Annotated in this window: 19 protein-coding genes; 11 read left to right on the forward strand and 8 right to left on the reverse strand. The window is 37.1% G+C overall.

What is annotated here, in order from left to right:
* Window positions 1–147 precede the first annotated feature (147 nt).
* Both B3P23_RS08180 and B3P23_RS08185 read right to left on the reverse strand, forming a co-directional pair.
* A complete protein-coding gene (locus tag B3P23_RS08180) occupies window positions 148–1,491 on the reverse strand; it encodes a G-D-S-L family lipolytic protein (RefSeq protein ID WP_293925328.1) in 1,344 nt (447 codons plus the stop codon).
* Between the two features lie 25 nt (window positions 1,492–1,516).
* Window positions 1,517–2,734 (reverse strand): OmpP1/FadL family transporter, encoded by a 1,218-nt coding sequence (locus tag B3P23_RS08185; RefSeq protein ID WP_045755450.1) that lies wholly within the window; start codon window positions 2,732–2,734, stop codon window positions 1,517–1,519.
* Window positions 2,735–2,917: 183 nt separating this feature from the next.
* On the opposite strand from B3P23_RS08185, the gene tpx reads away from it, so the two are divergent.
* The gene (gene tpx, locus B3P23_RS08190) at window positions 2,918–3,418 is read left to right on the forward strand and encodes a thiol peroxidase (protein ID WP_293925329.1); all 501 of its coding nucleotides are present in this window, start codon (window positions 2,918–2,920) and stop codon (window positions 3,416–3,418) included.
* 98 nt (window positions 3,419–3,516) lie between these two features.
* Here tpx and B3P23_RS08195 read toward each other — a convergent pair whose 3' ends face one another.
* Window positions 3,517–4,689: a trans-sulfuration enzyme family protein gene (locus B3P23_RS08195; protein ID WP_094773228.1), complete on the reverse strand. Its 1,173-nt coding sequence runs from the start codon at window positions 4,687–4,689 to the stop codon at window positions 3,517–3,519.
* Window positions 4,690–5,016: 327 nt separating this feature from the next.
* Window positions 5,017–6,516, reverse strand: coding sequence for a catalase (locus B3P23_RS08200; protein WP_293925330.1), 1,500 nt, complete (start codon window positions 6,514–6,516; stop codon window positions 5,017–5,019).
* 223 nt (window positions 6,517–6,739) lie between these two features.
* On the opposite strand from B3P23_RS08200, the gene B3P23_RS08205 reads away from it, so the two are divergent.
* The 7 genes from B3P23_RS08205 to B3P23_RS08235 all read left to right on the forward strand — a co-directional run bounded on the left by B3P23_RS08205 (window position 6,740) and on the right by B3P23_RS08235 (window position 15,873).
* A complete protein-coding gene (locus B3P23_RS08205; RefSeq protein ID WP_293925331.1) occupies window positions 6,740–8,635 on the forward strand; it encodes an alpha-L-fucosidase in 1,896 nt (631 codons plus the stop codon).
* 3 nt (window positions 8,636–8,638) lie between these two features.
* Entirely contained in the window at window positions 8,639–10,987 is a 2,349-nt protein-coding gene (locus B3P23_RS08210; protein ID WP_293925332.1) for a glycoside hydrolase family 95 protein, read from the forward strand.
* Between the two features lie 211 nt (window positions 10,988–11,198).
* The gene (locus tag B3P23_RS08215) at window positions 11,199–11,381 is read left to right on the forward strand and encodes a hypothetical protein (RefSeq protein WP_052627636.1); all 183 of its coding nucleotides are present in this window, start codon (window positions 11,199–11,201) and stop codon (window positions 11,379–11,381) included.
* A gap of 6 nt (window positions 11,382–11,387) precedes the next feature.
* Window positions 11,388–11,612 (forward strand): hypothetical protein, encoded by a 225-nt coding sequence (locus B3P23_RS08220; protein WP_293925333.1) that lies wholly within the window; start codon window positions 11,388–11,390, stop codon window positions 11,610–11,612.
* A gap of 112 nt (window positions 11,613–11,724) precedes the next feature.
* Window positions 11,725–12,606 (forward strand): AraC family transcriptional regulator, encoded by an 882-nt coding sequence (locus tag B3P23_RS08225; RefSeq protein ID WP_045754457.1) that lies wholly within the window; start codon window positions 11,725–11,727, stop codon window positions 12,604–12,606.
* A gap of 22 nt (window positions 12,607–12,628) precedes the next feature.
* A complete protein-coding gene (locus B3P23_RS08230) occupies window positions 12,629–14,365 on the forward strand; it encodes a M64 family metallopeptidase (RefSeq protein ID WP_293925334.1) in 1,737 nt (578 codons plus the stop codon).
* Between the two features lie 59 nt (window positions 14,366–14,424).
* The gene (locus B3P23_RS08235; RefSeq protein ID WP_293925335.1) at window positions 14,425–15,873 is read left to right on the forward strand and encodes a hypothetical protein; all 1,449 of its coding nucleotides are present in this window, start codon (window positions 14,425–14,427) and stop codon (window positions 15,871–15,873) included.
* Between the two features lie 135 nt (window positions 15,874–16,008).
* Here the strand turns inward: B3P23_RS08235 and B3P23_RS08240 are convergent, their stop codons facing one another.
* From B3P23_RS08240 to B3P23_RS08255, 4 genes are all read right to left on the reverse strand, one after another.
* Complete coding sequence (locus B3P23_RS08240) at window positions 16,009–17,478, reverse strand: glycine--tRNA ligase (protein WP_094773236.1); 1,470 nt, start codon at window positions 17,476–17,478, stop codon at window positions 16,009–16,011.
* A gap of 206 nt (window positions 17,479–17,684) precedes the next feature.
* Entirely contained in the window at window positions 17,685–18,146 is a 462-nt protein-coding gene (gene bcp, locus B3P23_RS08245) for a thioredoxin-dependent thiol peroxidase (protein ID WP_094773237.1), read from the reverse strand.
* A 37-nt stretch (window positions 18,147–18,183) separates the two neighbouring features.
* Window positions 18,184–19,905: a M23 family metallopeptidase gene (locus tag B3P23_RS08250; protein ID WP_293925336.1), complete on the reverse strand. Its 1,722-nt coding sequence runs from the start codon at window positions 19,903–19,905 to the stop codon at window positions 18,184–18,186.
* 6 nt (window positions 19,906–19,911) lie between these two features.
* Window positions 19,912–20,523: a fumarylacetoacetate hydrolase family protein gene (locus B3P23_RS08255; protein ID WP_293925337.1), complete on the reverse strand. Its 612-nt coding sequence runs from the start codon at window positions 20,521–20,523 to the stop codon at window positions 19,912–19,914.
* 315 nt (window positions 20,524–20,838) lie between these two features.
* Between B3P23_RS08255 and B3P23_RS08260 the strand changes: the two genes are divergently transcribed.
* From B3P23_RS08260 to B3P23_RS08270, 3 genes are all read left to right on the forward strand, one after another.
* On the forward strand, window positions 20,839–21,477 hold the full coding sequence (locus B3P23_RS08260; RefSeq protein ID WP_293925338.1) for a DUF6266 family protein: 639 nt from the start codon (window positions 20,839–20,841) through the stop codon (window positions 21,475–21,477).
* A 32-nt stretch (window positions 21,478–21,509) separates the two neighbouring features.
* Window positions 21,510–22,160, forward strand: a complete 651-nt coding sequence (locus tag B3P23_RS08265) for an HAD family hydrolase (protein ID WP_293925339.1) — start codon at window positions 21,510–21,512, stop codon at window positions 22,158–22,160.
* An 89-nt stretch (window positions 22,161–22,249) separates the two neighbouring features.
* Window positions 22,250–22,750: a gluconate 2-dehydrogenase subunit 3 family protein gene (locus tag B3P23_RS08270; protein WP_260948192.1), complete on the forward strand. Its 501-nt coding sequence runs from the start codon at window positions 22,250–22,252 to the stop codon at window positions 22,748–22,750.

Raw genomic sequence — 22,750 nt, forward strand, 5'->3', positions numbered from 1 at the left:
CTATATCAGCTTCATCGTCATATTCTTTTCCATATTTTCTTGTGTTTTGTGCTATCGAGTTGATAGGATCTATAGGCGATTGATAAACAATAAAAAGGGTGATCATAATTATGATACACCCTTTTACCAAACCATTTAGTATTAATATTATGGAAGTTTTACACCTCTAAAGTCAGAAATATTCAACCTGGGAACCTGAGCTCCATATGTTTTGTTTATAGCTTCAATAAATACATTTGCCATCAATGCATTTCCAATGGGAGTTAAATGTATGCCATCCAAAGAAAAACCGTTACCTGTAATGTATTTTGCACTTACAGCCAGACCATCGATCCTAATCCCGTTTTTTACTGCCGTTAAAAAGGCATTAACATCTGCAACAGCTAATCCTTTAGACGCGGCTACCGATTTAATTGCCTTATTGAAGTCATTGACACGTGCCACAACTTGTGCAGCTTCAGTAACATCCAAAACATAACTATCTCCGACACCATTTCTTGGATCAAGACCGTAAGGATATGGATTTACGACACCTGTCTTTTCATCAGGTATATCTGTGCGCCCCAGCAATCCTGCTGATGAAAAAGGTAAAATGAAGTAATCTGCATTTGTAGCAGCACGAGTTCCATTTTTTGTTTTGATATAGATATCTTTAACTCCAGCAGTTGGATTGGCAGCATTCACCCCTGCTATTAAAAGTTCACGTGTCACCGTTGTAAAATAAGGTACTGCTGTAACATCTGGTATGGTAGCTAATACTCCTTTTCGATCGCCCGTGGTGAGTTCAGTCACATATTTATTTAAGAGACCTGTAAATGTTGAAACTTCTGTTAAGACAGTGGTTGGATCTGGTTCTTTAGTAGTTGGATTAATTTTTACAACACCGCCATTTGTTGCCCAACCTAAGGCATCATTATTTCCAAGAGAAAAAGTGAAAAATGTATGATTTTGCGTTGTAGAGTAGGTGAAATAATTCATCGTTGGTGGAGTACCATCTGGCAGTAGACGTTCGAAGTACATATTTCCTGCAGCGGTACCTATACCTGGTGCAAAAGCCATATCCATACGCATGCCCGGTACACCTAAGTTATTGATAGGCTCTGTATATTTTATTAATAATTTTGGGGTCGCCGAACGATAAGCTAATTTATCCGCAACCTGTTCCGTAACTGGCTGGCCATTCACGAGTGCTTTTAGACGGATATAACCTGAACCATTGGAGTGCTCTTCACTAAAAAATGGAGACTTAAACTCTCCGCCACCAACTTTTTGAAGTTGCTCAGCAATAAGTAAAGGGAAAGCTACTTTTTGCCCCTCTAGATATAAGCCTCCATCAGCAAATCCTGCAGATAGCGAGTTTCCAATAGCAATATATTTGCTAAAATCAGCTTTTGTTCCTGCAGAGGGGGTAAATTCGTCTAGAGTTGGTTTACATGCTGTGATACTCAGTATAGCTAATGCAACTCCTATATATAGATTTCTTCTTTTCATGATCATAACATTTTAGTATAAATGCTTAAAATTTGTAAGTCAAACCAATGCCTGGTGCGTAGATATTCGTTGTATACGTTCCCGATAGATGGCTGTCGACATTATTCGCTTCACGGGGTAATATTCTTTGGTATGCAAATGAACCTGTCAAATCAAATTTAGGGGACATTTTGTAGGTGAAACCACCAGCTACCAATACGCGGTTATTATCTGGAGTTTCCGGATATACATAATCTTTCCTTACAGGAGTTGCAATATATCCACCACCTATCCGAAGTTGTAATTTCTCTGATGGTAGGTATTCAATACCCGCTTTTATAGAACCTGCCTTTGTATAATTCTTTGGAGAATGTGTATCTGGAGTATTTGCTCCGCTATAATCAAAATTTAATTCCTTATAGACGTCATAATTGATCACAGTTCCATCTACAGCCATTTTCACCTTCTCACTGATAGGGAAAGTTACACCTACGGCAAAAGTAGAAGGAAGAGGAAGTTCTGCACTAAATTTGCTATCTCGCGGAAATGTTCCTTCTGCCGCTTCAGGTACAGTGAATTTCGCATCGCCATCTTTTAGTTTTGTCAACACTTTCGAACGGTAGCTCATTGAGATGGCAAATTCTTCATTTAAATTATAATGCACCCCGACATTATAGCCTGTACCAGTTCCCGTTCCCTTTAATTCTGCTAATCCAGATGTTCCATCTTGGAAATAAACAGGAATAGCACTTTGTAAATCGACAGATCCAATATTGTAAACAAATCCACCACCAATACTAAAGTTGTCCGTTAATTTGAAACTCACAGTTGGTTGTATATAGATCGCACGTAATGATAAACTTACTAAACTGTATTTACCTGTCCATTCTGTTCCCCAATCCACTGCACCACCGTAAGGTGTATAGATACCTATACCAGCTTTCCACCACGTGTTTTTAGGACCTACTGTCGCAAATACAGAAAAGGGAGGTGTGATCTGATTTCTAGTGTGATCAACTACTGAACTTCCTGTTGCTTGAAAAGCAGATTTGAACATAACACCATTTCCGTTAACAGAGATAGCATTGTGACTCATTTTTGAAAGTGCTCCTGGACTATAAAAAATAGAAGATTCATCTATAAAGTAGGCAGAGCCTGCACCGCCCATACCCACAGATTTTGGACTCTGAAGATTAACTTGAGATCCCTGTGCAAAAAGTAAGGAGGGGGATGCACAAAGTAGGGTAATTAGTAACTTCTTCATATACATCATATTTGGTTTATCGTTTGTGTTTCAATTACAATGCTAACATAGTAATTTTTTGTGGTTTTTTGATATTTTTTTGGCAAATATTGATAAATATTTATTTTGAATGAAAGACCACTAATTATTGTGATTTTTGTGGCAACATTAGACATAAATCATTAAATTGCTAAAAAATTAATTATGGCAACAGTAACATTCAAAGGCGGAGCAGTAAATACAGTTGGAAATTTACCTGCAGTAGGAAGTCAAGCTCCAGATTTTAAATTAACAGCAGGTGATTTATCCGATAAGTCATTGGCAGATTATAAAGGAAAGAAAGTAGTATTAAATATTTTTCCAAGTGTCGATACCGGAACATGTGCAGCGTCAGTTCGTGCGTTTAATCAAGCAGCGTCAGGTTTAGAAAATACCATTGTATTGTGTATTTCTAAAGATTTACCATTCGCTCAAGGCCGTTTCTGTGCGGCAGAAGGTTTGAATAATGTAGTTACATTATCAGAGTATAAAGACAATAATTTTTCAGAAACCTATCAATTACGCTTTTCTGATGGTCCTTTAGCAGGATTATTAAGCCGTGTAGTCATTACATTGGATGAAAATGGAAAAGTATTGTACGAAGAGCAAGTTGCAGAAGTGACAGAAGAACCAAATTACGAAGCAGCATTAGCTTCATTGAAGTAGTCGTATCCATAAAATAAAGAGGATGGCAGGTGAAACATTCTCTTTTGTAAAATTACAATAACAATAAAAGGGTGATCACCATGATCACCCTTTTATTGTTATTTTGTTTTTTCTAATGCTTGCAATATATCTTGGATAATATCTTCTTGATCTTCTAAACCAACAGACAAGCGTACGCTGCCAGGTTTAATTCCGAGATTTAAACGTTCATCCTCCGTTAACTTAGAATGTGTGGTTGATGCGGGATGAGTAGCAATTGATCTTGCATCTCCTAAATTAGAAGTATATAAGATCATGTTTAATTCATCTAAGAATCTAAATGCCCTTTCTTTTCCACCTGCAACCACAAATGTGACAATGCCACCTCCAGCTTTCATTTGCTTCTTCGCTAATTCATATTGTGGATGTGAAGGAAGAAAAGGATATTTAACATCTTCAATTTCAGGATGTGTCTCCAAAACAGTCGCCAAGGCGAGCGCATTGCTACAATGTCTATCCATACGTAATCCCAATGTATCTAAACTTTTGGAGATGACCCATGCATTGAAAGGTGATAGGGAAGGGCCTGTATGACGGATGAAAAACATTAATTTATCGATCAATTCCTGTTTACCGACTACCAATCCACCAAGTACGCGGCCTTGACCATCCATGTACTTGGTTGCCGAATGAATGGATAAGTCAAAACCATACTTTAAAGGCTTTTGTAAATACGGCGTTGCAAAGCAGTTGTCAATGGCCAATATAATATGGGGATACTTTTTCTTCAAAGAACCTAACCACTCCAGATCAACCAATTCAAGACCTGGATTAGATGGTGATTCTAAGAATATAATTTTTGTATTCGGTCGAATTGCTTTTTCCCACTCTTCAGGATCGACTGCATCCACATAGGTTGTTGTCACTCCCCAACGTGGAAACAATTGTGTAAACAATTGATGTGTGGAACCAAAAATAGCACGAGAAGAAACAATATGGTCTCCACTTTCAATAATGCCCGCAAAAGAAGCAAACACAGCTGCCATTCCCGAAGAAAAAGATAGGCCTGCCTCTGCACCCTCTAGGATACAAACTTTATTAATAAGTTCAGAAGTATTAGGATTTGCATAACGTGAATACACCATTCCTTGCTCTTCTTCAGCAAAAATAGCTCTACCCTGCTCAGCACTATCAAAGATAAAACTTGAGGTTAAATATAGAGGTACCGAATGCTCACGTGTTGCAGAACGATCGGCTTGTTCGCGTATGATTTTAGATTGATCTTTGTTCATGATAACGTAAAGGTACAAGTTGTAAATTTTATTTTTTATATTTAATCCAATAAAATTGTATAAAAAATAATCATCAGAACAACTGAAGTTTTTAAATTATTTCAGATTGTAATCTGAAATAATTGCCTATCATACAGTTAAATCGATTGACGTGCTATTTATGTTCATTTATCTAAAATCGGTGAAGTCTAAATTAATACTATTAAAAAGCTAGGATAAGTATGATTTGTAATAGAAGATGGGAGTATTTATGTTTTATTATGGATATTAAAGAAGCGGAAATGTGCGGTCACCGTTCCGCTTCTTTAATCTGGATCATCTCATTTTTTATTTCTGCGGCATATGTTTAGCCATTTGATCCATAGAAAATCCTAGACCTTTAGCAATACCAAGACCAAGATTCATATCAGCCCTAAACCAATGGCACAACTGGCGCATGATAATTTCATCTCTTTTTGGACCTTCGATTCCAGACATTGCACCAACAATATTTTCAATAAGATGTTGTTTTTGCTCTTCATCTAATAAACGGTACAGATCACCTGGTTGCGTATAGTGATCGTCTTCACCAGGGGCGTTGCGGTCATAATGATCGGCCACGACACTATCCAATTGTAATGCAGGCTCTTTGTAAGCTTGATCTTGGTAGTTGCTATCAAAACTGTTGGGATAATAATTTGGAGCAGAGCCTTGATTTCCATTGACAGTCATCTGACCATCACGTTGATAATTATTGGTCATAAAAGGACATTGGTTTACCGGAATTTGCTCATAATTACCCCCCAAACGGTAACGTTGTGCATCAGGATAAGATAGAATGCGACCCTGCAGCATTTTATCTGGAGAAAAACTAATACCATCTACCACATGTGCTGGAGCAAAAGCAACTTGTTCCACATGAGCAAAGTAATTATTAGGGTTTTGGTTTAGTTCCATTTCTCCAACTTCAATAAGTGGATACTCTTTTTGCGACCATACTTTTGTTAAGTCAAATGGATTCCAGCGGAAAGTTTTAGTTTCCGATACGGTCATAACTTGAATATAAAGTTTCCATTTTGGAAAATCACCCTTTTCAATTGCGGCATGCAGATCACGTTGCGCATAGTCCATATCTTTAGCACGCATCTCATCTGCCTCAGCAGCAGTGAGATTCTTGATGCCCTGCTGTGTCCTAAAGTGAAATTTAACATACACCAATTCATTTTTTGCATTGATCATCGAGTACGTGTGACTTCCGTAGCCATGCATATGTCTATAGCCATACGGTGTACCACGATCCGACATTAAAGTCGTCACTTGGTGCAGAGACTCCGGATTTAGTGACCAGAAGTCCCACATCATGGTTGGCGATTTGCAATTCGTATAAGGATCTCTTTTTTGTGTATGGATAAAGTCAGGGAATTTTTTTGCATCTTTAATAAAGAAAACAGGAGTATTGTTGCCTACTAAATCATAGTTTCCATCTTCTGTATAGAACTTGACTGCAAATCCACGCGGATCGCGTTCCGAATCTGCAGATCCTCTTTCTCCACCCACAGTGGAAAAGCGAATAAATAATTTCGTTTGCTTGCCAATTCCATTAAAAAGTTTTGCTCTTGTATATTGGGAGATATCATGCGTTACTGTAAATGTGCCATATGCGCCAGAACCTTTGGCATGTACAATTCTTTCTGGGATACGCTCTCGATTAAAATGAGCTAATTTTTCATGTAGAAAGTAATCCTGTAAAAGCACCGGACCTCTAGGTCCAACCGTCATCGTGTCTTCATAGTTGACAACAGGAGCTCCCGATGCTGTTGTAATTTTTTTGTGGCTGTTATTTTCCATTGCTCGTATTATTAGTTTCTATCTCTTTGTTGTTAGACAAATTTAGACGAAATGGACGGGCTTATCTTATTGATAATCTTGATGACGTATCAATATTAATGATCAATGAATTATTTTTTAAATTACTTTAATCAATCGATTGCTTAAGATAAATGGTTTTATCAAATTTTTATTACTCCAAAATAAAACTATATTTAAGATTTAAAACCTATTCTCTAGATATATGTTAACATTTCTTTTCTCTAGTTTACTCTTTGTACATGGTAGTATTTTGCCATCTGAACCTGTAAATCCTCCGAAACCATATGGGGCTATACCTTCCGAACGACAACTGAAATGGCATGAAATGGAGACTTACTGCCTAATTCATTATACACCAACTACCTTTCAAAATAAGGAGTGGGGATACGGTGATGCCGATCCGGCTATCTTTAATCCAACTCAATTTGATTCGAATCAAATTGCAAGAGCAGCAGCTTCCGCTGGTTTTAAGGGCTTGATTTCTGTTGCTAAGCATCATGATGGCTTTTGTCTGTGGCCCACTGCAACCACAACATATAGTGTGGCAGCTTCACCTTGGAAACAAGGTAAAGGTGATATGGTCAAAGATTTTATGTTAGCAACGCATGCCAATAAGATGAAATTTGGTGTATATCTTTCCGCATGGGATCGCAACGATATGCGCTATGGTACTGTCGAATATGCGGAGGCTTATCGGGCACAACTGACGGAATTGATGTCTAATTATGGAGAATTGTTTACTTCATGGCACGACGGAGCCAATGGAGGTGATGGTTATTACGGTGGATTGAAAGAGAAAAGAACCATCGATCGCAATACCTATTATGCATGGGAAGAAAAAACTTGGCCTATCGTACGCAAGTTGCAGCCCATGGCCATGATCTTTAGTGATGTTGGTCCCGATATGCGATGGGTCGGAAATGAAAAGGGATTTGCAGGAGAAACCTCATGGGCAACTTTTACACCAGAAGGCTTAGATGGGCAAAAACCAGTTCCCGGATTAGTTAATGAAAAAACATTGACATCTGGAGTTCGAAATGGAAAATATTGGATTCCTGCTGAATGTGATGTTCCGCAAAGACCAGGCTGGTTTTATCATGCAGAACAAGATGCTCAGGTGAAAACACCAAATCAGCTATTTGAAATCTATTTAAAATCTGTCGGGCGTGGTGCGAATATGAATCTTGGGCTGGCTCCTATGCCATCAGGTCAATTGCATGACAATGATGTCAAATCTTTGGCGGCATTTGGAAAAAAGGTCGATAAAACTTTTAAAACCAATTTAGCAAAAGATGCTCAAATTAAAGCATCTGCTATTCGTGAGCACTCCATTCAAGAGTATGGAACATCGTATATCCTCGATGATGATCGCTATAGCTATTGGGCGACAAACGATGATGAGCATCAAGCTTCATTAGAAATAAAGTTGAATGGTAAACAAACCTTTGATATTATTCAGATACGAGAAAATATTAAACTCGGTCAACGACTTGATAGTGTTTTGGTAGAGCAAAAAGTGAATGGCCAATGGGTGACATTGACAAAGGCTACAAGTATTGGCGCTAATCGATTGATGAAATTGGAAAATCCGGTTACGACCGATGAACTGCGGGTTCAGTTGTTTGCTCCAGTCGCTATTACGGTAAGTGATTTTGGATTATATAAAGAGTATAATGAAGACTTTGAATTTGAAGGTGCAGGATTTAAAAAATTAAATGCAAGGGAGTTTACAGTTAATTCTTTTTCCCAATCAGCAAAGGCACTTGATGGTAAGAGCGAAACTTTTGCCTCCGTACAAGCATATAAAAAGGGATTTGTTTTCGAATTGAAAAGTGATGTCTTAGGACTCGGTTACTTACCGCGTCAAGATGGACAAACAGCGGGTACAGCGACCAAGTATAAGATCTATACCAGTCACAACAAGCAACAATGGGAAATGGTGAAAGAGGGTGAGTTTTCCAACATTAAAGCAAATCCCATTTTACAACAGATCATTTTTGATGATGTCTTAAAGGCAAAATACATCAAATTTGTTCCAACTGAAACGTTAACGAAAGATGTCTTCACAGTAGCAGAATTTGAATTATATTCTAAATAAAAAATGAAATTTACAACTAAATCAACCTTATTGGCTCTGTTATCGATCACCTCTCTCCAAGCGTATGCACAAAAAAGAGATGGTCTAACGATGTGGTACGATAAACCAGCTACTCGATGGGAAGAAACGCTGCCATTAGGAAATGGATTGATAGGAATGATGCCAGATGGTGGAATTAAGTCCGAATCCTTGGTGTTAAATGAGATTTCTATGTGGTCGGGCTCAGCTGAAGATCCCAATAATTATGATGCATATAAAAGTGTTAGCGAGATTCAAAAATTATTGATAGCAGGGAAGAATAAAGAGGCTGAGGATCTGGTGAATAAGAACTTTGTCTGTAACGGACAGGGGTCTGCTTTTGGAGCAGGTGCGAATGCACCATATGGTTGTTATCAGAATTTTGGATTTTTAAAATTTAATTTTGAAGTGGATGCACAGCATATTTCTAATTATGAACGATCATTAAATATTGGAAACGCTACTGCACATACTTCTTTCACTTCTTCGGGAGTAGACTACAAGAGAACTTATTACACTTCTTTTGATCAAAATGTAGGCGTGATACATTTAACTGCTTCTCAGAAAAAAAGTATCAGTTTTGCTGTTGCTCTGGAAAGATCGGAAAATATTGATTCTTATGAGATTAAAAATGGTGAAATTGTTTTATTAGGTTCTTTACCAGATGGTAAAGGAAGCAAAAACTTACAGTTTGCCGGTAAGGTTAAGATCAGCTTTAAGGGAGGGAGATTGACGGATAATGGAAAACAGTTAATTTTGACAGGTGCTGATGAAGCTACAGTCCTTTTCGCAGCAAGTACAAATTATTATGGTACCGATCCACAAACGGTTGTCGGTAAGGATATCTTAGCTGTTGAAAAAACAGCTAATAGTACACTATATAGCAATCATAAAAAAGCTTATGCAAAGAAATTTGATCGTGTTACTTTAAACATTGCAGATCATCAGCTTAAGGTCGATACGCCGACTCCGCAACGTTTACATCAATTTTTTGAAAATCCAGCTTTGGATAATGGATTGGCGGCATTGTACTTTCAGTTTGGTCGTTACTTGAGTATTTCAAGCACAGCTCCAGATCACAAAAATGCATTACCTCCAAATTTACAGGGTTTATGGGCGCATCAGATCCAAACACCTTGGAATGGAGATTATCACTTAAATATCAATGCACAAATGAATCACTGGGGAGTTGAAGTCAGTAATCTTTCTGAATATCATAAACCCTTTATAGCAATGATCAAACGTATTGCAAAGACAGGTGAAAAAACAGCTAAAGCTTATTACAATGCACCAGGATGGGTTGTTTATATGATGACAAACGTCTGGGGTTACTCAGCTCCAGGAGAAAATGCATCTTGGGGATCGAGTACAGCTTCAGGATGGTTGTGTAATCATCTTTGGGAACACTACCTATTTACGCAGGATAAAGCCTATTTAAAAGAAGTATATCCTGTATTAAAAGGAGCAGCTGAATTTTACGATTATATCTTAGTGAAAGATCCAGAGACAGGCTGGCTGGTTACTTCACCGTCCGTTTCTCCAGAAAATGGATTCCGTCTTCCTAATGGTGAAGTCGCTTCCGTAGTAATGGGGCCTACGATCGATAATCAGATTGTTAGAGAGCTGTATGGTAATTTAATTCAGGCAGATAGTTTGTTACAGATGAACGATCCTTTTATCCACAAGTTAAAGGAAAAATTAAGTCAAATTCCACCAGCGGTAGTGGTGAGCAAAAGCGGCCGTGTTCAAGAATGGTTAGCCGATTACGAAGAAGTAGAGCCACAGCATCGTCATGTATCACATTTGTATGGCCTGTATCCGGCTAATTTTATCTCGCCTCAAAAAGATAAATCTTGGGCAGACGCAGCTCGTAAGACGCTAGAAGTAAGAGGAGATCAAGGCACAGGATGGTCACGCGCTTGGAAGATTTTATTTTGGGCGAGATTGCAGGATGGCGATCATTCCCTAGAGATATTAAGACAATTGCTAAAACCCGCATTTGTTAATGAAACGACTTACCAAGGAGTTGGAGCAGGTACTTACCCAAATTTGTTCTGTGCACATCCTCCATTTCAAATAGATGGTAATTTTGGAGGTTCAGCAGGAATTGCTGAGATGCTTCTTCAAAGCCACGCAGGCTTTATTCATTTACTACCTGCTCTACCCAAAGCGTGGAAAGATGGAGCTGTAAAAGGATTAAAGGCTAGAGGTAACTATACGGTGGATATGACATGGAAAGATGGCAAGGTGATCCACTATGAGATTGCTGGACCCAAAAATACGGTCCTTAAAGTATTAAATGGTTCAGAATATCAAAATTATACAATAAAATAATTAGTAAATAAATTTATGTAAATTGGTTGTAGATTTAAGTGTAATCTACAACCAATTTTTTTATGAACCTATCCGTTTTTCGTTGCATTATTTTTTTTATCATCTTTTTGGGTGCTTGTGACTCAGATACAAAACAAGTACAAAAGAAAAAAGGTGGTGTGATCTCCAAGAACATCCTTACTTTCAAGCAGCACTAAATAAAGTGGAACACGTGAAAAATTTCTATGAAAACATACCCGTTTTTCCCGAAATAACGTCACGGAATTTAAAAGGTGATTCACTAAAATTTGATCAATTTCTTGATGGAAAGATGATTATTGTCGCGATCTGGTCGAGTAAGGGTAAGAATTCGAAAATGGATTTGCCAGTTTTGTTAAAAAAAGAAGCTGCATGAAGTAAAATGGGGGTGCAGGTTGTTTATTTGACCGATGATGAAGATGATGAACGTTGGCGAAAAAGTAACCATCTTATAGGACTTGGGTCAAACAGCTATTTGTTAAATGTGACGGATCGTGATTTTATTAAAAACAGCTATGACGTTGTTGCTACACCTCGTTATTTGTGGATAGATCCCAAAACACGAGCGATTATTGAGCTGGTCGGGGGCAGATCCAACTTTGCCTGATTTCATGAAAAAACTAAAAAATAAATTATAAATGGATTTACGATTATTGTCTATTATATTGTTTAAATTTGAATAATTAAACAATATCTGTTTTTTTTAGTTTTTTTTGATCATGAAAGTTGTTCAATTTACCGTTCCTGTTCCAAATCAGGGCTCTGTTTGTGTACAAGAGGATCTGTTGGTGGAGTTCTACAGTAACTATCATCGGCATAAAGAAATTCAACTCACATACATCTTAAAAGGAGAGGGTACTTTTTTGATTGGCAATTTTACGCATCAATTCAAACAAGATGAAATTTATATTGTTGATGCCAATGAACCACATATGTTTCAACGTTCGGAATTGATCCCAGATCCCTTATTAAAAGAACAAATTCATGCCATTCATATTTTTTTCGATTACAACAGATTCAGAGATTTTTTGCAATTACCAGAATTGGAAGAAGTTCGTTTCTTTCTGGAAAATATCAATGTAAGTAAAAAGTTAGATGCAGGATCAAACCCTGCGATCAAACGAAAATTCTTACAGATTAATGAAGCAGACGGAGTAGAACGGTTAACTGCATTTGTCAGTTTAATCGATTACCTTACTGAAAAAGTAGATCTTTGGACATCGCTATATACTGGGATTCCACAGAAAAAGTATTCTGATGCAGAAGGGATACGTATTAATGAGATTTTTCAATATACATTTAAGCATTTTGAGCAAAAGATATCGCTAGAAGATATTTCGGGAGTTGCTCATATGACCCCGCACGCATTTTGTAAATATTTTAAGAAACATACGCGAAAGACTTATATCACCTTTCTTAACGAGATTCGTATCGAACAAGCCTGTAAGATGTTGATCCATGGTCTATCGGAAAATGTATCGGATATCGCTTTTAAAACAGGTTTTAATAATGTGGTCAATTTTAATCGCGTTTTTAAAAAAATCACTAAACTCTCTCCAAGTGAATACTTAGTACAACATAAAATAAAAGACATGAACTAATACTCATAAATACCCTATATTCATGAATATCAAATTAAAACCCTTATTTTTAAGCTTTTTCCTTTTATTTCTTTTCTTTCCAAGTTGTTTTGCACAACGTTATGCCATAGATACATTGCAGTATCAAGGAACCGATCAAAAGGTAGTGAACCTCGTAATTTTAGGCGATGGTTATACACAAGCACAATTGACAGATTTTGAAGAAGATGCCAAACGTTTCACGGATTATTTCTTTCAGACAGAACCTTTTCGTCAATACAGTAATTATTTTAATGTGTTTGCAGTCAAAACACCTTCACCAGAATCTGGTGCAGCACATGCCTGTAGCGCGAGTGACTGTGTGCATGGCCATACAGATTTGAGTAAATATCCTGCGCGATTTAATAAGTTTACAAAAAAATATCCCGTTCCTGTTGCCTCTCCCAATACCATATTTGGAAGTAGCTTTGATAATGGAGGATTACATCGATTGGTCGTTCCCCAGAAATATCGGGTCATCGATCAGGTGTTGAAAGATCATATTCCAAATTATACACAAGTTGTAATTTTGGTCAACTCTCCCTTTTATGGAGGTTCTGGTGGTAAGTATGCGACTGCTACAGTTAACTTTATGAGCAATGATATTGCAGTACATGAGATCGGTCATTCATTCTCTATTCTGGCAGATGAGTACTGGGCTGGTAATCAGTATGCCATAGAGGGACCCAATCGTAGTCAAGAATCCGATCCAACAAAAGTGCCTTGGAAGCATTGGGTGGGTACGCAAGGTATTGGCGTGTATGCTTATGGCGGAACAGGATCAAAGTCTACTTGGTTTAGACCTCATGAATTTTGTAAAATGCAATATTTGGTAGCTCCATTTTGTGCGGTATGTCAAGAAGTTTTTGTGGAAACGATACACCAGAAGACGAATCCAATCGTCGCGACCTTGCCAGTAGAGAGTAAACTAATAGATGCAGATAGTAGTATGTCTGTTTTTACGCTAAAATTATTAAAACCATCTCCCAATACATTGGATGTGAAATGGTATCTCAACGATCTTTTAATTGATCAAAACATCGATTCGATTTATTTGAATGTAGGGATGCTTCAATTGGGAGACAATCAATTAAAAGCGGTTGTGAAAGATACAACGTCTTTAGTTCGGATCGATGACCACCATAGCCATCAATACGAAGCAGTATGGTCGATTACCAATAATAAAGATCGTGAACTTAGCGCCCCATTATCCAATTGGGGAGATACGTTGGAGACCTGTTTTAATGGTGGACAGGTATTGACTATCAAACAGGCAAGTCGCGGATTAACGTACAATTGGTATCGTGAAAATCAAGTAGATGTTCCTTTTGCTTCTGGACCTAATGTGAGTGTGAATGAAGTCAAAGAATCAACTAGTTATTTCGTTGAAAGTGTGTGGAAAGGTAAGACATCTCCTCGAAGCAAAGTATTAGTTAAAGTTTTTGATATGATTGAAAAGCCTAGTGGTGCGAAGGTGAAGTTAGATAAGAAATTAGGTAAAATTCGTATTTCTTTAGATGAAAAATATGATGATCGTTACAATTATTTATGGTGTAACGAAGATGGTACATTGTTGTATGAATGGGATGAGTTTAATGGCGAATATGTGCGTCCTAAAGGAAATAACAATGAATTTGTCTTGAATAAGGCAGATAATAAATCTAAAGTATATGTGCTAAAAGTTAATAAATTAACAACATGTCGTAGTGAAAGATTGGAAATCAATATTTCTAAATTTTAATGTTTAGAAGTAATAAGTATCTTTAAAGTTATTGTTGTATAACTAACCTTAGATATTTTATGAAAAAGAATGCCCAATTTAATTTGAGCATATCTTCTTTATTATTCATCTTTTTATTAGCCGCTGCTTCATCATGTCAAAAGAATAAGAAAATTTCAGATGAATTAGAAGAAAATGTGTTCGCCGTAAAATTCAAGATTAAAGATTTTGAAAGCGTGGTAACGCCACTGCAAAAGACCAGTGCCGTCAAGAAATTAGCCTCTGGAAAAGTCGCAGGAAGTGCACAAGAAGAGATTCTCTTTCAGTGGACTTTTGATTTAGGTAACACTGATCCTGCTATAGCAATTAATCCTTTACCTATCATTGATTATAATAACGGTAAAGTTGATTATAGCTTTACAGCTGGATGGCCAACGACTGGCAAATCAATCAACTTCAAAGGAGCACAGTCAGTTCTGATAAAACTGCCCGTCCAAAAAATTGAATCTCTTCATATCTTGAGCATGGATGTGAATAGCTCGGGAACTGGGCCACGGGCAATATTGATTGACTATTCAACCGACCTCGGAAAGTCTTTCTTTACACTTTCAGATACCCTCCATTATCCAATTGAATTGACAAATAATGGTGTCGCCAAATTTGCCGTGAACCAATCACTGACTGGAATATCTACCGTAGAAAAAAATGATGTTTGGATTCGTCTGCGTTTATTTGAAGGCAAAAGACCTACTGGCAGCATCTACAATCCCACGACTGGCACCTTTAAAATGGACAATTTAGTGATAACAGGAGTGGTCGATGGATCAGTATTGAAAAATAAACTCTATTATCATATTTATAATTCTGAAAGTCATGCGTTGGTTAAACAAGGAGGAATCTCTGCTCAGGAAACCTTTGAGATCGACCTGCCTTTAGGAACTTATTATTTGAGTGTAGTGACTAAAAACTCCAATAGTCCCATTGTTTTTGCGAATAGTGGTCATCGAAATGGTTTTTATATGAGTAATTCATTTCAGGAAAAAGAAGTGGAAATCTATGCTGCAAGAGATACATTTGAGGTGAGCAAAGCAATGGAAAGAGTGTTGACATTAGATCGGATCTTTAGCGAGATTAATGTCGAATTTACGGATATCGAAGATTTAAGTAATATTGACAGTATCCGTATTCAGCAAAAACATCCTAGCTTTTATTATTACCCTTTTAGTAACAGCAGCAATACCCAAATGGATGCCAGTGTCCTGCTGATAGAACCACAATTTACAGCAAATAACAAGAAGTTTTATTTTAATCAATTTATGGGATTTCATGAAACAGATCAATCCATTAAGTATGAACTGAAAGTATTTGCTGAAGGCACTGTAATTCGGACATTCGAGCTGAGTACTGATGTTAAAAACAATATGCAAGTTCTTTTTAAAGGATTACTCTTAGCCGGGTTAGATCCTATTCAGGGATTTACAATCCGAAAAAATGAAATCTGGAATGGCAAGCTAGATGTCGATTTTTAAAAATGAAGAGACCCGCATGGGCTAGGTTGTTCTCAAAAGAAACCAGTTAAAAAAGGGTGTAACTGCAATGCCCCCAGAAAGTGTCTAACTTTTGGGGGCATTGCACACTTCAAAGAAGCGACATCCTTTTATCAATTACAAAACCTTTTTTAATAAAGTATTCCAACCCACAAGGTCAGAAACAAATTTTTCCAGATCAGCAATTGCTACACGCTCTTGTTGCATCGAATCACGGTGACGAATAGTAACCATGTTATCTTCTAATGATTGATGGTCAACTGTAATACAGATCGGTGTACCAATAGCATCTTGACGACGGTAACGTTTACCTATTGAATCTTTTTCATCATATTGAACATTGTAGTCTAATTTCAAAACAGACATAATCTCACGCGCTTTCTCCGGAAGACCATCTTTCTTGGTTAAAGGTAAGATAGCTGCTTTTACCGGTGCTATTGCAGGAGGGAATTTCAATACAACACGGGAATCTTGTTTTTCATCTGTAGAAAGATCTTCTTGGACCAATGAATTACATAATACCGTTAAAAACAAACGATCTAAACCAATCGATGTCTCTACCACGTAAGGGATATAATTTTGATTGATCTCGGTATCAAAATATTGCATTTTTTTACCAGAGAACTCTTGGTGTTGTTTCAAGTCAAAATCTGTACGGGAATGAATACCTTCTACTTCTTTAAATCCAAATGGAAAATTGAATTCAATATCCACTGCTGCATTAGCATAATGTGCTAATTTATCATGATCGTGGTAACGGTAATTATCTGGGTTAAACCCTAAAGCTAAATGCCATTTAAGACGAGTTTCTTTCCATTTGTTGTACCATTCCATTTCTGTACCTGGACGAACAAAAAATTGCAATTCCATTTGTTCAAATTCACGCATACGCATGATAAATTGACGCGCAATGACTTCGTTACGGAAAGCTTTACCGATCTGAGCGATTCCAAAAGGAATTTTCATACGGCCAGTTTTTTGCACGTTTAAGAAGTTAACAAAGATACCTTGAGCAGTTTCAGGACGTAAGTATACTTGTTCAGCACCATCGGCCATTGCTCCCATCTGTGTAGCAAACATCAAGTTGAATTGACGAACATCAGTCCAGTTTTTTGTTCCAGAGACAGGACAAACAATATTATGATCTTCAATAATTGTTTTCAAACCAGCAAGGTCGTCAGCGTTTAAAGCAATGTTTAAAGCTTCTAATAAAGCAGCTGCTTTATCCGTTTTACCATCCGCTTCGTAACGGGCTATTTTATCTTCGATCAACTGATCAGCACGGTAACGTTTTTTAGAATCTTTATTGTCGATCATGGGATCGTTAAATCCATCCACGTGACCTGAAGCTTTCCAAGTCGTTGGATGCATAAAAATAGCAGCATCGATACCGACAATGTTTTCATTCAATTGCACCATGGATTTCCACCAATAGGTCTTCAAGTTATTTTTCAATTCAGAACCTAATTGACCGTAGTCATAGACAGCACTTAAGCCATCATATATTTCACTCGATTGGAATACAAAACCATATTCCTTGGAGTGTGATACTATACTTTTAAAGAAGTCGTCTGTTTGTTTGCTCATAAGTAGCAAATATAAATATTAGTATTTAGATTTTAGATAGTAGGGCTTAGATATTGCGATTTAGATTTTAGTACGACATGAATGCATACTTCCATCTGTGTGAAAAGCCTCTTTTGCAGCAATTGAAATGATTCCTGCAAAGGGGGGGGCAAAGTTGCCGATATCACATGTGTTTTCTGTGAACCAGCAATAGGGTTATCTGCTCTCTATTGTATTAGATCACGGATTTGTTGTGAGGCATTTTTATTATCTACCTTCTTAACAATATGTGCAATATTTCCTTGTTCATCAATGACAAATGTTGTACGCGCTGTCCCCATGTATTTTTTGCCGTACATGTTTTTCTCGACCCATACGCCGTAATCATTGACAATTTTTTGGTCTTCATCCACCAGCAGTTGAAAGGGTAGTTCATGCTTGTTGATAAATTTTTGATGCGATGCTTCTCCATCAATACTGACACCTATAACTTCGAAACCTTCCTTTTTTAGAGACTGGTAATTATCTCTAAAATTGCAAGCTTCTGTCGTGCAGCCTGGCGTATTATCTTTTGGGTAGAAATACAAAATTACTTTTGTGCCCATAAAATCTGACAAAGAAATGCTTTCTCCATTTTGGTTTTTAGCCGTTATTGCAGGTGCTTTTTGTCCTACTTCTAGTGTTGCCATATGGTATTATTATTAGTCTTACGTACTAAGATACTGATTATCTCGTGAAATTGGCTTCATAAACCCTTACATTGTCTTTCCAATCTTTGACCTCCAGTTTAAAGTTGTGTTTTCCAGCACTTAAATTAGATTCAAAAGTATGCCAAATATGACGGTTTTTAGGGTCATACTTCATCAGTACCCATTCGCCATCGATATAGGCATTAAAGGATTGAATACCGGATAAATTATCTGAAATGGTAAAGTCGATCTGTTTCTGGGCAGAGACATTTTTATTATTCACTAAATTACGAGCCGTAATCGTTGGTGCGATTGTATCGACTGCAATATAGAAATCGCCAAAACTGCGTACCGATCCTGTCACTAAGCCATTTTCATATTTTCCTCCTTGAGATCCACCATCAATGGACATAAGCATTGCTTTGCTGTAAAGTTCCTTTGTGAGCTCTGCAGTTGGTCTAATGCTTAATGTGTACGAACCAAATACAGGAGTAAATTTATTATGAATACGCTGAAGTTGCGAGTAGGCATTGACAGGTTTGGGACCTTCGCTATATGTAAAATTCAGATTGTCGTACAAGGTGTTTTTAGGAACAGTCACCTTTACATTATCAGATTGAAAAACATTGTCAAGTAGAAAATTGAAGTACTTCCCTGCGTTTGATGGAGTATTTTTCACCACGTAGGTAGCATCCCTTTGCACTTCAAAATTTATTTCTGTTGCATTACCCTGTACATCTTTTACAACGTAGCGAACTTGATGCACTTGGTCATCTTGGAGTTCCATAACACCATTATTTTCTAATTGATAGTAGATGTCTATCGGGTTTCCAGGCTGCTTGAAACTTTTTTGTACGCGAACATTCGATTTTTTCCAGTAGGGGTAATCGATGTACGAATGGATAGCACGTGTTTTATCAAATGGAATTGCTTCGAATAGGACAGTGCTGATATTTTTGTTGTCCAAAAACAGTTCAATCGAGTATACTCCATAGGTAAAGGAAATACCTTTGCGTTTATCCACGGTGTTAATCCCTAAACCAAATCTGCCATTAACAGGAATGGGAGAGTTACCAGAAAGACTATAGTTGCCATTTGCAAGCGCTTTTACAGTCTGGTGTCTTCTTGGTGTATTTTCATTGAAAATGGGGTCTGCAAGATCATAAACCGTTAGACCTCGAATAATGGGTTTAATATCATCGGGAAAGGTAAGTCCGAATAATTGAGTGTTAAAAGGAAGTTGCTGCTTTGTGTCGCGGATTTCAAAATGAAGATGTGGTCCTGCCGAACCACCCGTATTACCAGAGTTGGCTAAAAGCTGACCTTTTTTTAAATTAAACTGCCCTGGTTTTAGGAATAAATCAACATCAAAGCGCTTTTGTTTATATTGTTCTGCTTTTATAAAAGCATTTAGTTCATTGTTGAAGCTTTCTAAATGTAAATATACAGAAGTATACCCGTTAGGATGATCGACATAAACCGAGTTTCCGCCACCACCAATTTGTACACGAATCCGTGACACAAAACCATCTGCTACAGCATAAACAGGTATATTAATTTTCTGCTGTGTGCGGTAATCATCGCCACCATGAAAATGAGTAGCCCTCAATTCGCCAAATGAACCAGATGCCTGTGGAGCGATATCCATAGGCCGTCTAAAGTAATTTTGTGGATATTGACGATGTTTGATGATATCTTGTGCTTGTATCGTTGTCGTAGCTAGAGTAAGCAGACTGATTATAAAACTTAATTTCTTCATAATCGCTTACTTAATAACACAACTAAACATTTGCTCTTGACCGATATATCCAACTAAAATATCACCAATAATTACTGGTCCCACGCCTGCAGGAGTTCCTGTATAAATTAAGTCTCCTTTTCGTAAAGTAATGAACTTGGATATATATACAATTAGATCTTCGTAAGAAAAAATCATATCTTTTGTATTTCCCTGTTGTACAAGCTCAGTATTCTTGACTAATGAAAAATCAAGATTTTTAAGATCACCTAAATTTTCTTTAGGTATCAGTGTACTGATAACTGCTGAACCGTCAAAAGATTTCGCAAGTTCCCAAGGTAGCCCCTTTTCTTTATGTTTTTGTTGTATATCTCGAGCTGTAAAATCTATTCCTAATCCGATGGCATCAAAATATGTATGTGCAAATTTGGCACTTATATGTTTACCCTCTTTACAGACACGTAAAACGATTTCAGCTTCATAATGAATGTCATTCGAAAAATCGGGGTAATAGAAGTCTTTGTTGTCTTTTAGTAAAGCTGTATCTGGTTTCATGAAAACAACGGGTTCTTTGGGAATGGGGTTGTTGAGTTCTTTAGCGTGGTCTATATAGTTGCGGCCTATAGCAATAACTTTCATCGTGATCTATCTTAAAATTAAAGGCACCTGAGTATATGAGTTTTGGTGCGGAATATACAAACTTAGCAAATGTAGAAAGTAATTCAAATTGATTCGAGCTAAATCCCTACCATATTAAGAATTAACAGAGATTTAATAGGGGGATAATAGGGGGATAATAGGGGGATAATAGGGGGTTAGTAGGGGTATATCCCTACTAACCCCCTATTAAAACTAACTAAACAATATCTTATACCTAAATTAATGTATAATTTTGTATATATTTGGTATTGAGGAGTGTAAGAGGATTTGAAAACCAAATAACTATTTAAACCAATGGCAATTCAAGAAAATGGTCCTAATGGACCTTTTAAAGGTAAAGTAGGTTCAGTATATGGCTATAAGCTCAATGGCCAAAATATTATTAGAGGTGCTCGAAATAAAAATAGAAAACCTCCAACCGAAGCTATGTTGCTGAATCAGCAGAAGATGAAGGTTGCGAATAATTTTATTGGATCGGTAAAAGCTTTAATGCAATATGGCTATCGTCATCTTGCTCCAAAGGGAAGCAAAATCGGTCCATTTCAATTGGCACAACAACACATCTTAAAGGAAACAATGGAATTGGACGCAGATTGCCAATATTATGTCAATGTTGAAAAAGTTTTTATTTTTAAAGGTCCTCTTTCTCCTCCGACAGGTTGTTCTGTTGAAAGGCATGGCAAAATGTTGCATATGAAATGGATTGTTAATGCGGATTATATGGATAAAATGTACAAAATGAGCTTCGCATTATTTAACACAAAGGAATTTATACAACTTGATATTGGTGTCGCTGAGGTTAATCAAGGCTCTTGTACAGTACCGTTAATTGGATCTTTTGACGATAAAAATCCCATTCACGTATATTTTGGAATATGGGATTCGTACCTTGATTTAAATTCCGATTCGGTGTATTGCGGTATAGTTGAGTAGGAATTGCCCTAGGGTTTGCCTATTTTTAACGGATGAAAGATTTAAGAGCTGTATTTTTTGATTTTGATGGGACCTTGGTAGATTCTGAACGTTTTTATTTTGAAGCATGGAAACCCATTCTTAACCAGCACTTTGCTGTTGATTTGGATTTCGAGACTTGGATTCAGTATTTTGCAGGACATACTTTGGCCCGTAATATACTAACGATGAAAGAACTCTGGGGAGTTGACGTTAAGGAAGAATTCATGTGGAAAAGTACTAGGGAAAATTATGCAAATCAAGATATGTTAACGATCCCTTTGATGCCACACGCAAGAGAATTAATTGATTTTTTGGTGGAAAGGGACATTCAGATGGGTTTAGTGACTTCCAATTTTAGGCCAACCGTTGAGCGCATGCTTGAGCATTACGGCTTGTTGCAACATTTTTCATGGTTCGTAACGCGTGAAGATGTTGTTAATCCTAAACCGAACCCAACTTGTTATCAAAAAGCCTTGTTATTATCCGGTTTTGATACATCAGAAGTCGTTGCTGTAGAGGATACCGCTACAGGATCTCGTGCTGCATATGATGCCGGATTGACATGTATTGCTGTAACAAAGCAAAAAGCTGAACGTGATCGCTTGGATTTTGTCAACCATCTTTTATTCGATCTTAAGGAGGTTAATGACCTACTCAGATAGTTTTATGTAATTTTTTGTAAAAATTAATCGTTTTAGCTTTGTTATTTTTAATATTATCTTTAATATTACAGCAGTAAGAATACCTTATTATGATGAATCGAAGAACCCTTGTTAAGCAGTTATTTATTATCGCAGGAGGAATCGCCATATTGCCTTCTTGTCTTCGTGAACAAGGGGGAGCATCAATTGTGCTCCAAAATATTAAGTTATCAGCTTCAGATGAAGATTTTTTGGCAAAGCTTGCTGAAATTGTTATTCCTAAAACAGACTCTCCAGGAGGATTAGAACTAAATTTGCATTTATTTGTGATGAAGATGGTCGATGATTGCGAAAGTCCTGAAAATCAACAGCATTTTTTGAAGGGGCTAGCTATAATGAAAGAGCGATTGGACTCGAGTACGCTGGATCAAACTTTAAGCTCCTTAACGGCTTTGGAGAAAGAAAAAGAGGGAGATGAAGCTACTTTTTTCAAGATATTCAAGAACCGCACTATTCAAGGTTATCTAAATTCTGAATATGTAATGAAGAATAAATTGATTTATAAATTGATTCCTGGTCCTTATGAGCCTGCAGTAAAATTAAAAGCATAA

It is taken from the genome of Sphingobacterium sp. UBA6320 (assembly GCF_002440335.1).
Classification (GTDB): Bacteria; Bacteroidota; Bacteroidia; order Sphingobacteriales; family Sphingobacteriaceae; genus Sphingobacterium.